10 protein-coding genes and 3 pseudogenes are annotated in these 12,615 nt (G+C 73.6%); 5 read left to right on the top strand and 8 right to left on the bottom strand.

The features are described from left to right. The 3 genes and pseudogenes from RIM90_RS26505 to RIM90_RS26515 all read right to left on the bottom strand — a co-directional run. A pseudogene (locus tag RIM90_RS26505) lies at positions 1–169 on the bottom strand (L-seryl-tRNA(Sec) selenium transferase); the annotation flags it as partial. Positions 170–348: 179 nt separating this feature from the next. Beyond that, positions 349–2,184 (bottom strand): thiamine pyrophosphate-requiring protein, encoded by a 1,836-nt coding sequence (locus RIM90_RS26510; protein ID WP_309063272.1) that lies wholly within the window; start codon positions 2,182–2,184, stop codon positions 349–351. A gap of 127 nt (positions 2,185–2,311) precedes the next feature. Then, positions 2,312–2,989, bottom strand: a complete 678-nt coding sequence (locus RIM90_RS26515; protein ID WP_309063273.1) for a phosphoribosyltransferase family protein — start codon at positions 2,987–2,989, stop codon at positions 2,312–2,314. A 217-nt stretch (positions 2,990–3,206) separates the two neighbouring features. Between RIM90_RS26515 and RIM90_RS26520 the strand changes: the two genes are divergently transcribed. Continuing rightward, positions 3,207–3,878 (top strand): dienelactone hydrolase family protein, encoded by a 672-nt coding sequence (locus RIM90_RS26520; protein ID WP_309063274.1) that lies wholly within the window; start codon positions 3,207–3,209, stop codon positions 3,876–3,878. Between the two features lie 65 nt (positions 3,879–3,943). On the opposite strand, the gene RIM90_RS26525 is transcribed toward RIM90_RS26520, so the two are convergent. Continuing rightward, positions 3,944–5,671 carry a GAF domain-containing sensor histidine kinase gene (locus RIM90_RS26525; protein ID WP_309063275.1) on the bottom strand — a complete coding sequence of 576 codons (1,728 nt, stop codon included), beginning with the start codon at positions 5,669–5,671 and terminating at the stop codon, positions 3,944–3,946. Positions 5,672–6,141: 470 nt separating this feature from the next. Between RIM90_RS26525 and RIM90_RS26530 the strand changes: the two are divergent. Continuing rightward, positions 6,142–6,677 (top strand): annotated as a pseudogene (locus RIM90_RS26530) (nitrate reductase subunit alpha); the annotation flags it as partial. Next, positions 6,663–6,890 (top strand): annotated as a pseudogene (locus RIM90_RS26535) (respiratory nitrate reductase subunit gamma); the annotation flags it as partial. The pseudogenes RIM90_RS26530 and RIM90_RS26535, both read left to right, overlap by 15 nt. 251 nt (positions 6,891–7,141) lie before the next feature. Here the strand turns inward: RIM90_RS26535 and RIM90_RS26540 are convergent. Both RIM90_RS26540 and RIM90_RS26545 read right to left on the bottom strand, forming a co-directional pair. Next, a complete protein-coding gene (locus RIM90_RS26540; RefSeq protein ID WP_309063276.1) occupies positions 7,142–7,834 on the bottom strand; it encodes a response regulator transcription factor in 693 nt (230 codons plus the stop codon). Positions 7,835–8,149: 315 nt separating this feature from the next. Then, positions 8,150–8,566 carry a hypothetical protein gene (locus tag RIM90_RS26545; protein WP_309063277.1) on the bottom strand — a complete coding sequence of 139 codons (417 nt, stop codon included), beginning with the start codon at positions 8,564–8,566 and terminating at the stop codon, positions 8,150–8,152. Positions 8,567–8,753: 187 nt separating this feature from the next. Here RIM90_RS26545 and RIM90_RS26550 point away from each other — a divergent pair, with 187 nt between their 5' ends. Further along, positions 8,754–9,218, top strand: coding sequence for a pyridoxamine 5'-phosphate oxidase family protein (locus tag RIM90_RS26550; protein ID WP_309063281.1), 465 nt, complete (start codon positions 8,754–8,756; stop codon positions 9,216–9,218). 183 nt (positions 9,219–9,401) lie between these two features. On the opposite strand, the gene RIM90_RS26555 is transcribed toward RIM90_RS26550, so the two are convergent. Then, a complete protein-coding gene (locus RIM90_RS26555) occupies positions 9,402–10,403 on the bottom strand; it encodes an alpha/beta hydrolase (RefSeq protein ID WP_309063278.1) in 1,002 nt (333 codons plus the stop codon). A 187-nt stretch (positions 10,404–10,590) separates the two neighbouring features. Here RIM90_RS26555 and RIM90_RS26560 point away from each other — a divergent pair, with 187 nt between their 5' ends. After that, positions 10,591–11,610: a sigma-70 family RNA polymerase sigma factor gene (locus RIM90_RS26560; protein WP_309063279.1), complete on the top strand. Its 1,020-nt coding sequence runs from the start codon at positions 10,591–10,593 to the stop codon at positions 11,608–11,610. Positions 11,611–11,785: 175 nt separating this feature from the next. Here RIM90_RS26560 and RIM90_RS26565 read toward each other — a convergent pair whose 3' ends face one another. Beyond that, positions 11,786–12,238, bottom strand: coding sequence for a DNA-binding protein (locus RIM90_RS26565; RefSeq protein ID WP_309063280.1), 453 nt, complete (start codon positions 12,236–12,238; stop codon positions 11,786–11,788). Positions 12,239–12,615 lie beyond the last annotated feature (377 nt).

The raw sequence follows: 12,615 nt of genomic DNA on the forward strand, positions 1-12,615 counted from the left end.
GGGCGACGGCCGTGTCGGCCACCGCCTCGGGCGGCACGGTGCCGTCCCGTGCCCGCTCCTGGGCCCGGTGGACCGCCGACTTCACCGGCCCGGTCCCGAACCGGCGTGCCGCCTCCAGCAGACGCGGATCACGCAGGACGGCATCGGTGCGCGGGATCCGCCGCCGCACGTCCCGTACGTCCGGGCCGGGTCTTCCCGGCGCGTCCCCCTCGTTCCCGGGCGCGCCGCCTCCGGTTCACTCACCGCTCCGTTCGGTGGTGACCCACTGCTCCACCCGGTTCCTCCGTTCGGGCCCGGTCGCCGGCCGGTCGTCGGCCCCTCATCGTCCCCCCGCGCCGCCGGGCGGGCTCACGAACGGCCTTCGGCGCTGTCGTCGGCTCCGGCGCCGGGGCGGTCGGCCCGGCGCCGGGTGCCGGGCAGCATCTCCTGCATCTTGGCCTTGAGCCCCTGCTTGACCATGGAGCCGCGGTCGCTGTCGCCGCGGAGGATCGCGGAGGCCGCGGCCTCGATCTGGTCCAGCTCCGCGTGCGGCGGGATCGGCGGTACGGCCGGATCGGTGCGGAAGTCGATGACGAAGGGCCGGTCGGCCGCCAGCGCCCGGTCCCAGGCCGTCTCGACCTGCTCGGGCTTCTCCACGCGCACGCCCTCGAGTCCGATCCGCTGCGCGATCTCGGCGTACGGCAGGTCGGGAATGGCCTGCGACTCCTCGAACTGCGGTGCCCCGGACATCGCCCGCATCTCCCAGGTGACCTGGTTCAGGTCCCGGTTGTTGAGGACGGCCACGATCAGGCGCGGATCGGACCACTGCTGCCAGTACTTGGCGGCCGTGACCATTTCCATCATGCCGTTCATCTGCATGGCGCCGTCCCCGACGAGGGCGATGGCGGGCCGTTCGGGGTGCGCGAACTTCGCACCGATGGCGTAGGGCACACCGGGGCCCATGGTGGCGAGGGTGCCCGACAGGGAGCCGCGCATCCGCCCGCGCAGCCGCAGATGGCGGGCGTACCAGTTGGCGGCGGAACCGGAGTCGGCCGTGACGATCGCGTCGTCGGGGAGCCGCCCGTCGAGGGCGTGCACCACGTACTCCGGGTTGATCGGGTCGGCGTCCACGGCGGCGCGCCGCTGCATGACCTCCCACCACCGGGCGACGTCCTTCTCCACCTTCTCGCGCCAGGCCCGCTTCTCCTTGCGGCGCAGATGCGGCAGGAGCCGGCGCAGCGTCTCGCGCGCGTCGCCGACGAGGTTCACCTCGAAGGGGTACCGCAGGCCGATCATGTGCGGGTCGATGTCGATCTGCACCCCTCGTGCCTGGTCCAGCTCCGGCATGAACTGCGTGTACGGGAAGCTGGATCCGATCATCAGCAGGGTGTCGCAGCCCTGCATCAGCTCGTAGGAGGGCCGGGTGCCGAGCAGGCCGATGGCGCCGGTGACGAAGGGCAGGTCGTCGGGGAGCACGTCCTTGCCGAGCAGGGCCTTCGCGACGCCGGCCCCGAGGACGTCCGCCAGTTCCTCCACCTCGGCACGTGCGCCCCGGGCGCCCTGGCCGATGAGCACGGCGACCTTCTCACCGGCGTTGAGGACCTCGGCGGCCCGCTGGACGTCGGCGTCGGCGGGCACCGGGGCGTACTGGCCGAGCCCCATGCTCGACGGAACCATCTTGAAGGCGTGCGTCGGCGGGCTGTAGTCCAGTTCCTGCACGTCGGCGGGGATGATGACGGCGGTGACCGTGCGCCGTGCGTACGCGGTGCGGAAGGCCCGGTCGATGAGGTTCGGCAGCTGCTCCGGCACCGTCACCGTCTCGCAGAAGTCGGAGGCGACGTCCTTGTACAGGTTCTGCAGATCGACTTCCTGCTGGTACGAGCCGCCCATCGCGCTGCGGTTGGTCTGTCCGACCAGCGCGACGACGGGCACGTGGTCGAGTTTCGCGTCGTACAGCCCGTTGAGCAGGTGGATCGCTCCGGGGCCCGAGGTGGCCGCGCAGACGCCGACCTTGCCGGAGAACTTCGCGTATCCGACGGCCTGGAACGCGGACATCTCCTCGTGCCGGGACTGGACGAACTTCGGATCGTCGTCGGCCCGTCCCCACGCCGCCAGCAGACCGTTGATGCCGTCGCCCGCATAGGCGAAGACGTGCTCCACCTCCCACTCGCGCAACCGCTGGAGGATGTAGTCCGATACCTTCATGCCGGCCGTCGACCTTCCGTTTCGGCTGATGCGCGCCCGCGCGATCCGCCCGCGCACCACACTGCCAGGGGCCGGACGGGTTCCGTGCCGCCCCCCGGCGCAAACGTCCTTCGCGTCCCGCCGCCGGTCAGCGGTCGGCGTCCTGCCCACCGGGAGGACGGTCGTCCGCGCCGGGTACGGGAGTGCCGTCCCGGGCCAGGCGGTCGGCGAGTTCGTCGTCGAACAGCCGGCGGCGGTCCAGCGCGTGGACGCGGTAGGCGGTGCGGCCGATGATCTGACTGGTGATCGGGGCGGTGAACAGCTGGAAGAAGGCGACGAGCAGCAGCACCGGGGCATGGCGGAGGGGCATCTGCGCGGCCGCTCCGACCAGGACGCCGCGCGCGGTGACGCCGGTGGCGAGTCCGTCGTCGACGACGATCACCGCCCGGTCCGCGACGCGGGGCGCCGGCCGGTCCCCGCGGTAGCGGCTCTCACGGCGGTGGAGTTCGGTTCGTTCCCGGGCCACGTCCGAGCCGAGGCGGTCCTCGCTCAGCCCCAGCATCTCCAGGGCCCGCCGGTCGTACAGCGGCGGGTCGTCGCCGACGATCGCGCCGATCCCGGTCTCCGGCCGGCCGGGTACGCCGATCTTGCGGGCGACCAGCACGTCCAGCGGCGCCCGCAGGGCTCTGGCGACCTGTGCCGCCACCGGCACTCCCCCGCGGGGAAGCGCGAGCACGAGGGGCTCCACGAGGTCACCGTCGGCGGCCCACTCCATCAGCCGGAGGGCAAGGTCCTCGCCGACGTGCCGGCGGTCGTGATAGCGCATGGCCGGTGCCTGTCTTCCTCTGCCCGAGCTCCTGGTGGGGCGCGGCCTCGCCGGTGACGCCCCGGCCCGCCTTACGGGGTTTCCTCCCGGGAAGTGCCGAAACCGGGCGCCGGACACACGGCTCCTCGGGCTCGGCCCCTCGGCCCCGGCCGGGGTAGGGGACCGCCGGACCGGGTACCCGGCCGGATCGACGGGCGCCTCAGGGAGGTGACGGGGCATGATCTCCGAGACCGTGGTCGTTCCCTCGGGAAAGGCGGACCTGACCGGTGACCTCGTGATCCCGGCGGGTGCGCGCGGCGTGGTGCTGTTCGCGCACGGCAGCGGCAGCTCACGCCTCAGTCCCCGCAACCGTGCGGTCGCCGACGCGTTGCGCCGGGCCGGATTCGGCACGTTGCTGATGGACCTGCTGACCGAGGACGAGGAACGCCGGGACTCCGTGACCGCCGAGTACCGTTTCGACGTCCCCCTGCTGGCCCAGCGGCTGGTGGGCGCCGTCGACTGGCTCGAGCAGCGGCCGGACACCGCGGACCTTCCGGCGGGCCTGTTCGGGGCGAGCACGGGAGCGGCCGCGGCCCTGGTGGCCGCGACCGAGCGTCCGAGGAGGGTGTCCGCGGTCGTGTCGCGCGGCGGACGGCCGGATCTGGCCGAGGCGGCGCTCCCCCTGGTCGCGGCCCCGGTCCTGCTCGTCGTCGGCGGCGACGACGAGCCGGTCCTCGGCCTCAACCGCCGGGCGGCCGAAGCCCTGTCCGCGACGCACGCCGTCCATGTGGTGCCGGGCGCGACCCATCTCTTCCCCGAACCCGGCGCCCTGGAAGAGGTCGCCGAAGCCGCCGCCGGCTGGTTCCGCGACCACCTGGGCGACGGGGGCGGGGACGGGCCCTCCCGCTGAAGCCGCGGCCGGTCCGCTCCCCCGGCCCCGTCCGGTGACGGCGCGCCGCCCCGGGGTGCCGGCGCCTACGGGGCCGTGACCGGCACCCGCCACACCAGCGTCGTGCCGCCGCCGGCGGGGCTGGTCCACTCCAGTTCCCCGCCCAGCTGCTGTGCCCGTTCGGCCATGTTGCGCAGGCCGCTGCGCCGGCCCCCGGCCGGGATGCCCACGCCGTCGTCGGACACCGTCAGCCGCACCTCCCGGCCGTCGGTCTCGAGCACGACCTCCGCGCGACCGGCGCGTGCGTGCCGGGCGACGTTGGTCAGGGACTCGGAGAGGACGGCCACCAGGTGGTCGGCGGTCTCCTTCGGCACGTGCGTGTCCAGGAGGCCCTCCATCCGCACGCCGGGCGCGAACCCCAGCACCGGCGCCGCCTCGCCCACCACCCGCACCGCCCGGGCCCGCAGGCCGGGTCCGGCGGCCTCGTCGCGCGACCGCAGACCGAAGATCGTGGATCTGATGATCTTGATGGTCTCGTCCAGGTCGTCCACCGCCCGCGCCACGCGCTCCGAGGCCCCCTGGTGCTCGATGAGCCGGCCGGCGCTCTGCAGGGTCATGCCGGTGGCGAACAGCCGCTGGATCGCGAGGTCGTGCAGGTCCCGGGCGATGCGGTCGCGGTCCTGGAGCACCGCGATCTGCTGCGCGTCCCTGCGGCGGTCGGCCAGCTCCATCACCACCGCGGCCTGCGCGGCGAAGCCCTGCAGCGGTTCGGTCTCCTCCCCGGAGAACACGGACCGGCCGGCCTCCCTGACCAGCAGGACCACACCCCGTACGCCGTCGCCCGAGCCGATGGGGACGGCCACGGCCGGGCCGAGGCCCTGGAAGCGCGGCGGGCCCGGCGAGACCCGTTCGTCGTGCGCGATGTCGGGGGTGGAGACGGGCGCGGCCTCCGAGAAGGCGGCGCCGATCAGACTGCCGCCCACCGGCAGCACCAGCCCCAGGTGCAGCTCCGCCTCCCGCCCGATGGCCAGTTCGACGGTGAGCGAGTCGGTGTCCGCCATGGGCACCGCGACCACGGCCAGGGCCGCACCGGTGATCTCCCTGGCCCGTTCGGCGATCAGTCCGAGGACCTCGCCGCGCTCGCTGCCCGACATCAGGCCGTGGGTGACCTCGGCACTCGCTCGCAGCCAGCGCTCGCGCAGCCGGGACTCCTCGTACAGACGGGCGTTGTCGATCGCCACACCGGCCGCCACGGCCAGGGTGGACAGCACCGACTCGTCCTCCTCGTCGAACTGCGCCCCGCCCCGCTTCTCGGTCAGGTAGAGGTTGCCGAAGACCTGGTCCCGCACCCGGATGGGAACGCCCAGGAAGGAGTTCATCGGCGGGTGGTGGGGCGGGAAGCCGTACGAGGACGGGTGGTCGGAGAGTCTGGTCAGCCGGAGCGGCTCCGGGTGCCGGATCAGCTCGCCCAGGATGCCGTGGCCCTCCGGATAGGGGCCGATCCCGGCGATCCGCTCGTCGGTGACGCCGACCGTGAGGAAGTCCGACAGCCGCTTGCCGTCCGGCCCGATCACACCGAGGGCGGCGTATTCGGCGTCCACGAGCAGCGCCGCGGCCTCGACGATGCTGCGCAGCACCTGCTGCAGGTCCAGCTCCCGGCCGACGGAGAGCACCGCCTCCAGCAGGCTGTGCACACGGTCGCGGGTGCCGCGGGCCGCGTCCAGGCGGGTCTGCAGCTCCTCCAGCAGCTCGTCCAGCCTCAGCTGCGGCAGCAGCCGCACACGGGCCTCCCGAGCCTCCTCGGAGCTTCCCACCGGTGATCCTCCAGATCCCGTTCGCAGCGTCGAGAGCCGGCCGTCGTTCCGTGCGGTGTGCCGCGGCGACGGCCCGCTGAAGGGGACGGTACAGGATCGGGTCGGGCCGCGGTCCGCACGGCCGGGACCCCCTCGGGAGTCTCCGTTCGGGGCTCCCGGCTCCCGGCCGGTCACGTCTCGGCACCACCCGCGGCGGCGTCCGCCGGTCCCCGCCCACCGGTTCGGAGCGGAGCCGAACGGACGGGCCGGAGTGGGCACTTCGGCCCACGCGGGTTCGACCGGTGTCGGGACGGTCGCCCCGTCCCGCCCTTCGTCCCGTTCCCGCGGCAGCTCCCACCGGCCGCCGCGGGCCCCTGGACCGCCAGGGGTCCCGGGCCCGCCCGGGCGGCCGGGGAACGGGCCGGAAGGACGGGCGACCGGGGCCGTTCGGCCCGAGGCCGCCGCCCCGGCGAGAACCCGGGTTCCCGGCCATGGAGAACGATCAGAGCGCACACCGGGGGCAGAGGCCCGTCCCGGAGACCTGGCCACTGGCCGCGCGCAGACTGCTGAGCCGCCGCGAGGTCTCGTCCGACGGGCGCGCGGTCTTCGGCGAGGGCGACCCCGCGTGGGAGGGCTTCTACCGGGACCGCTGGTCCCACGACAAGGTGGTGCGCTCCACCCACGGCGTGAACTGCACCTGCTCCTGCTCCTGCTCCTGCTCCTGCTCCTGCTCCTGCTCCTGCTCCTGGACGGTGTACGTCAAGGACGGCACCATCACCTGGGAGCACCAGGCCACCGACTACCCGTCGATCGGCACCGACCGCCCCGAGTACGAGCCGCGCGGCTGCCCGCGCGGTGCGTCGTTCTCCTGGTACACGTACTCACCCGGCCGGGTCCGCTACCCCCCTATGTGCGGGGGGAGTTGCTGAAGCTCTGGCGCGAGGCGCGCCGGCGTCTCGGCGACCCGGTGGCGGCGTGGGCGAAGATCACCGGTGACCCGGCCGGGGCGCGTGCGTTCTCCGGCGCCCCGCTGCTGTTCCGGCTGCACGCCCTCACCGCCTGCCTGCTCTTCGCCGCGTGGCCGTTCACCCGCCTGGTCCACGTGTGGAGCGCGCCGATCGGTTACCTCGTCCGTCCCTACGTGGTCCACCGGCGGCGCGCGGCCGGCGGGACGCCGAGGCCACCGGAGGCACGGAGCGTCGGCACGGATGCCGCACCGGGCGAGCGGCGCGCCGCGTGAATCCGGCCGGCACCACGGCGAGGACGCCGGGAAGGCACACGGACCGGCGCACGGGCCGGCCCATGATGCCGACCTGCGTCGTCGTCCTGCTCGCCCTGACCCGTTTCTGGACGTACGGGAACAGCCTGCCGTGACCGGACCGGCAGCCGGCCGTCCCCGGGATCGGGCGGCGGCCGGAGGTCCGGGGCGAGGCCACCGTGTCGGCGCCGGGCTTCGCCGCGGCCCGGCCCGCCCCCCCCTGCCGCGTGGCGTCAGTGGTCTTCCTGCCGCAGCCGGTCCCGGGCCTCGGTGGCGATCACGGCGGCCTGGATGCGGCGCTCCACACCCAGCTTGGCCAGGAGCCGGGAGATGTGGTTCTTCACCGTCTTCTCGGCCAGGTACAGCCGCTGGCCGATCTGCCGGTTGGTCAGCCCCTCACCGATCAGCGCCAGGATCTCCCGCTCCCGGTCGGTCAGCCCCGGCAGCGCGTCCGGCTCCTCCTCCTTCCGCTGTCCGCCGCGCAGCCGGGCCATCAGCTTGGTGGTGGCGCTCGGGTCGAGCAGCGACTGGCCCCGGGCGACCGTGCGTACGGCCACCACCAGGTCGGAGCCCCGGATCTGCTTGAGCACGTAGCCGGACGCGCCCGCCATGATCGAGTCCAGCAGGGCCTCCTCGTCGTCGAACGAGGTCAGCATCAGGCAGGCCAGATCGGGCATGCTCGAGCGCAGCTCGCGGCACACGCTCACGCCGTCCCCGTCGGGCAGCCGGACGTCGAGGACCGCGACCTGGGGGCGCAGGGCGGGGACACGGACGAGGGCCTGCTCGACGGTGGCGGCCTCGCCGACCACGCTGATGTCCGGTTCGTCGTTCAGCAGGTCGTGCACCCCGCGCCGGACCACCTCGTGGTCGTCCAGCAGGAAGACCCGGATCGGGTTGTCGGGACCGGGCCGCTCGCCGTCCGCCATGGAACGCTCCTTGTTCTCTGCGTGCTGGGTTCGCGCCGGTGACCCGTCGTGGACCCCTCGGCCTCCCGTTCGGGATCCTTTCCGATCCGGGGCCGAACGGCCAGGGCCGATCGGCCCTGTTCCGCCGGCCCCCTTCTCACCGACGACCACCCGCTCAGGGGCGGCCGGCCCGCTCGGCATCGCCGTCGCCGGGGCCGTGCCGGCGAGGGCCGGGGCCGGCGGCAGCCGGTGACGGGGACCTGTGGCCCTGGTGCCGGGGCCGGGCGGCCCCGGCACCGGGGCGGACGCTCGCAGCACGCTGGAGCCACGCAGCGGTCACAAGGAGTCGAGCACATGCCCCTCAAGGACACCGGCACCCGACCGGCCCCCGGCGCCGTGCGGGTACGGGCCGAGGGCGAGGTCGACGCGCGGGACCTCGCGTACGTCCGGACCGAGGTCGGTGCCGCCCTCGGCCGGTCGGGGCTGCCGGCGGTCGGCGGCGACGTGCGGATCGCGAAGGCCGCGGCGCCCCACGTCGAGCAGTCGTGGTCGGCCGGGGCCGAGATCCGGGTGGGTGACGCTCTCCTGATCGTCCACGCCCGGGAGGCCGGCGCCCGCGAGCTCGCGGACCGGCTGCGGGACCGGCTGCGCAACCAGGTGGAACGGGTCGTGCGCGGCGCACGTCCGGCCCGCGGGCCGGATGCGGGCGAGGGTCGAACGGCCCTGGTGCGAGGCGGGCCGGTGCCGTTCCAAGGACCTGATCGAGCCGCCGCGGCCCGGCGAGGGGGCCGCGGCGGGGAGCCGCCCGAATCTCGAGGGGCCGCCCCACATGCCGCACCGGCACGCCGGCCGTCACCACGGCGACGGGCCGGCTCGACTGCCTCGCAGCGCCGGCCGGAGACACACACCCGTGAGCGACGAACCCGTACGGAAGTCCGCCATGACGATCGACCACGCCCGGTCGGCCCCCGCCGCACCGCGCCGAAGCGTCGAGCTCGACACCGACGAGGCCCTGCGCCTGCTGGGCCGCGTGTCCTTCGGGAGGATCGTCTTCACCAGGCACGCGCTGCCGACCATCCGCCCGGTCAACCACGTCCTGGACAACGGTGACGTCGTCATCCGCACCCACGAGGGCATGGCGCTGACGGCCCGGGCCCGGGAGGCGGACGACCGCGGCGTCGTGGTGGCGTACGAGGCCGACTCCATCGACCCCCTCACCCACCTCGGCTGGAGCGTGGTGGTCACCGGCTACGCCCACCTCGTGACCGACCCGCGGGAACTGGCCCGCTACCGGAGCCTGCTCCGCCCCTGGGTGAACCGGGCCATGGACTACGCGGTCCGCATCCGCCCCGATCTGGTCACGGGAATCCGGCTCACCGCCGCGGACGAGCCCGTCGGCGCCTGACCTCGCCCCCGGCCGGGGCACCGTGCCCGCGCCGGGAGGCGCGGGGATTCCTGCCGGTCGGGTCCGTCGACACCGTCGTCGGGGTACATGGCGTGCTCATCCCTCACCGGGTGACCACGGGCTTCCGCGCGGGCGCTCGACGGACTCCCGGGCGGCGCCCGGAGCTCTCCGGGGATCCGGGGGTCAGCGGCGACTCGGCCGGACCCTCCGGGAGAGGGCCACCATCGCGATTCCGCCGGCGATCGCCAGACCGGACACCCCTCCCAGGGCCGCCGTCCGCTCCCACGACCCCGTCTCGGCAAGGCTGGGCGTGGCCGTTCCCGACTCCGGCTGCGCCGCCCGTCGGATCAGGTCCGTGACGGCCCCCGGGTCCGTGAGGTGGACCGCGTGCGGCGCGTCGACCTCGACGACGTGGGAGCCGGCCCGCTTGGCCATGAAGCGCAGGTTCTCCGTGCCGATCGTATAGTCCTCCGTGGCCACGAGCGCCCAGGACGGAAGGGTCTTCCACGCCGGCTTCTTCGAGGGCTCGCCGAAAGCGGCGGGAGTCGCGGAACGCTGCGCGGCCGCCAGGACCTCGGCGATGCTCGAATCGAGCCGGTCGCTGAGGAACACCTCGCTGAACTTCTCCGGCTTGATGTACAGCTCGACGTCCTTCGCCGGATCCCCCTGCCCGGGGATGGGCACGGCGTTCAAGGCGGTCGGGACGGAGGCGTCGGGGTCGTCGCTCAGACGGCTGCCCGGATACTTGGTGGCCAGTTGCAGCACCGACTCTCCGACGTCGGGCTGCAACGCCGCGATGTAGACGAGCGACTTCACGTTGGGGTTGCCGACGGCCGCGTTGGTGATGACGGAACCGCCGTACGAGTGGCCGACCAGCACGATCGGCCCCTCAATCGCCTTGAGGCGTGCGGCAAGGTACGCGGAATCCCCCGAGAGGCTGCGAAGGGGATTGGCCGTGGTGACCACGGGGTAGCCCTCGTTCTGCAGGCGTTCGCTGACCTCGTTCCACCCGGAGGCATCCGCCCAGGCCCCATGGACCAGGACGACAGTGGGCTTGCCGGGCGCGGAAGGGGAACCGCCGTCGGGTTCCGCAGCCGATGCCTCGCCGACGGGTATGAGTCCTGCCATGGGCAGGAGGACTGCGAAGCTCAGCAGTCCTCTCCGCTTGGTGCGGGGAGACGACATGGTGACCGCTCCTTGGTCGCTTGAAGGGGTTCGGTGCAGCCGACTCTGCCGGAAGGCGGTTCACCGGGCGCGACCAGTGCGCCAATGGGGTGACCCCGTCCTGTACGGGGTCGTACGGGGGGGGTTCGCCCATGGCCCCCTCGGGTACCCGGGACGTCCGGAACGTGGGAAGAAGAGGAGCGCGACGATGGCTCCCGCGACAAGAAGGTCGGTGGCGCCCGCGCGAGAGGGCCGCCGGTCCCCGGTCCGCGCGGGGAAGCGGCTCAATGCCGCCCCCGAGCCCGATCAGGAACCGGACCTTCTGGGCCAGTACCTGCGGCAGATCGGGGCGACCCCCCTGCTCGACGCGGAAGACGAGGTGCGGTTGGCACAGCGCATGGAGGCCGGACTGCGCGCCATGGAGGAGTTGGAGCGGGCCGGGAGCGGCGACCGCGCCCCGGCACGGGAGCGACGGCGCGAACTGGAGGCGGCCGTGCGCGACGGGCAGGCGGCCAAGGACCACATGATCCGCGCCAACCTCCGGCTCGTGGTGTCGATGGCGAAGCGCCACGCCCATCGCGGGCTGCCCCTGCTCGACGTCATCCAGGAGGGCAACCTGGGACTGATCAGGGCCGTGGAGAAGTTCGACCACACCAAGGGCTTCAAGTTCTCCACCTATGCGACCTGGTGGATCCGCCAGGCCATCGAACGCGGACTGGCGACGCATGCCCGCTCGGTGCGGCTGCCCGTGCACGTCGTGGAGCAGTTGCAGAAGCTCGGCAAGGTCGAGCGCAAGCTGCAGCTGCGTCTCGACCGGGAGCCGACCGTCGAAGAGGTGGCCCGCGAGAGCGGTATCGCCGAGGACAAGGTCATCTGGCTGCGCCGGGTCGGACGGCAGGTGATCAGTCTGGACACCCCCGTGGACGACACCGGTGACACGGTCGTCGGCGACCTCATCCCCGACACCGACGTCCTGCAGGCCCCGGAGGTCGCCGAGTTCCAGGCGCTCGCCGAGGAACTCAGGGAGGCCATCGACACGCTCGCACCGCGCGAGGCGCTGATCCTCAGCCTGCGGTACGGCCTGCACGACGGACGGCCACGCACGCTGCACGAGGTCGCCGAGCACGTGGGTCTGACCCGCGAACGCGTCCGCCAGCTGGAAAAGCTGTCTCTGGCGCACCTGCGGGAGCGGGAGCAGGGCGAGCGGCTCCTGGAGTGGGCGGGCTGACCGCCGACGTGGACGGCTGCAGCCGCTCTCCGAGCGTGCTCAGCACGGCTTCGGTGACCCGTGCCGCCTCGTCGAGGCCGCCGAGATCCCCTGCTCGCGCACAGCGGCCAGGAACTGCGTGCTCGTCATCGACCGCCCCACATGCTTCCGGTACGGGACAGGCCCGGGGACCGGGTCATCGCCGGCCCTGTCCTCGGGCCGGGTCGATGAGCGCCAGGCCGAGATCGGGGCGGTAGGTCTTCTCCAGCTCCGCGGGGCTGTCCCGGACGATGACTTCGAGTGTCGGCCACACCGTGCCCTCCAGCAGGTGGCCGCCGCGGGTCGTACCGTCGGAGAGCCCCAGCACGGCGTGCAGATGAGGGGTCGGCCCCTCCTCCCCCACGGCGATGTCCCCCAGCAGCGACAGCACCTCGCACTGTTCCCCCACCGGTATCCGCCGGTAGTCCCCGGCCTCGCGGTCGAACCACCCGACCGTGGCCTCGGAGAACGCACCCACCGCCGTCACCTGCGACGCCCCGAGCGCCCGGTCGTGTGCGAACTCGGTGATGCGGGTGAAGGCCTCCTCACCCGGATCCAGAACGACGACGTAGACGGCGGCCGGGGAGTCCTGCACCTGTTGCCACTTCATGCGCGCCTGGGTACCCGTGCCGCCCCCCGTCAACCGCTGCCTCCGCGCGCCGGGGCGTCAGGTGATCCTGCCGGTGCTTCCGGCGAACAGCAGCTGCGCCAGTTCGTCGTCCAGCGGCCGGCGGACCTTGTCCACGACGCCGCCCTGCACGGCCCCGCCGACCACCTCCACGACGCAGCGGGCTTCGTGGGCGGCCTTCGCCGGATCGTCACCGGCCGTGGGCGCTCCGGCGGGGAAGCGGTCCGACGTCGGCGTGGCGACCGGGCCGGACGGCGGCGTGGCGCTGTCCGGGGCCGGGACCGTCGCGGGCGGCGAGGGCGTCGGCGACGGCGCCGGTGGTGAAGGCGTAGACCGTCTTGTGCAGGACGTCCACGACG

The organism is Streptomyces sp., assembly GCF_031181555.1.
GTDB lineage: Bacteria > Actinomycetota > Actinomycetes > Streptomycetales > Streptomycetaceae > Streptomyces > Streptomyces fimbriatus.

Coding starts and splice junctions, on each gene's coding strand:
- RIM90_RS26510 (WP_309063272.1), bottom strand. CDS start 2,184: ATGAAGGTATCGGACTACATCCTCCAGCGGTTGCGCGAGTGGGAGGTG.
- RIM90_RS26515 (WP_309063273.1), bottom strand. CDS start 2,989: ATGCGCTATCACGACCGCCGGCACGTCGGCGAGGACCTTGCCCTCCGG.
- RIM90_RS26520 (WP_309063274.1), top strand. CDS start 3,207: ATGATCTCCGAGACCGTGGTCGTTCCCTCGGGAAAGGCGGACCTGACC.
- RIM90_RS26540 (WP_309063276.1), bottom strand. CDS start 7,834: ATGGCGGACGGCGAGCGGCCCGGTCCCGACAACCCGATCCGGGTCTTC.
- RIM90_RS26550 (WP_309063281.1), top strand. CDS start 8,754: ATGACGATCGACCACGCCCGGTCGGCCCCCGCCGCACCGCGCCGAAGC.
- RIM90_RS26555 (WP_309063278.1), bottom strand. CDS start 10,403: ATGTCGTCTCCCCGCACCAAGCGGAGAGGACTGCTGAGCTTCGCAGTC.
- RIM90_RS26560 (WP_309063279.1), top strand. CDS start 10,591: ATGGCTCCCGCGACAAGAAGGTCGGTGGCGCCCGCGCGAGAGGGCCGC.
- RIM90_RS26565 (WP_309063280.1), bottom strand. CDS start 12,238: ATGAAGTGGCAACAGGTGCAGGACTCCCCGGCCGCCGTCTACGTCGTC.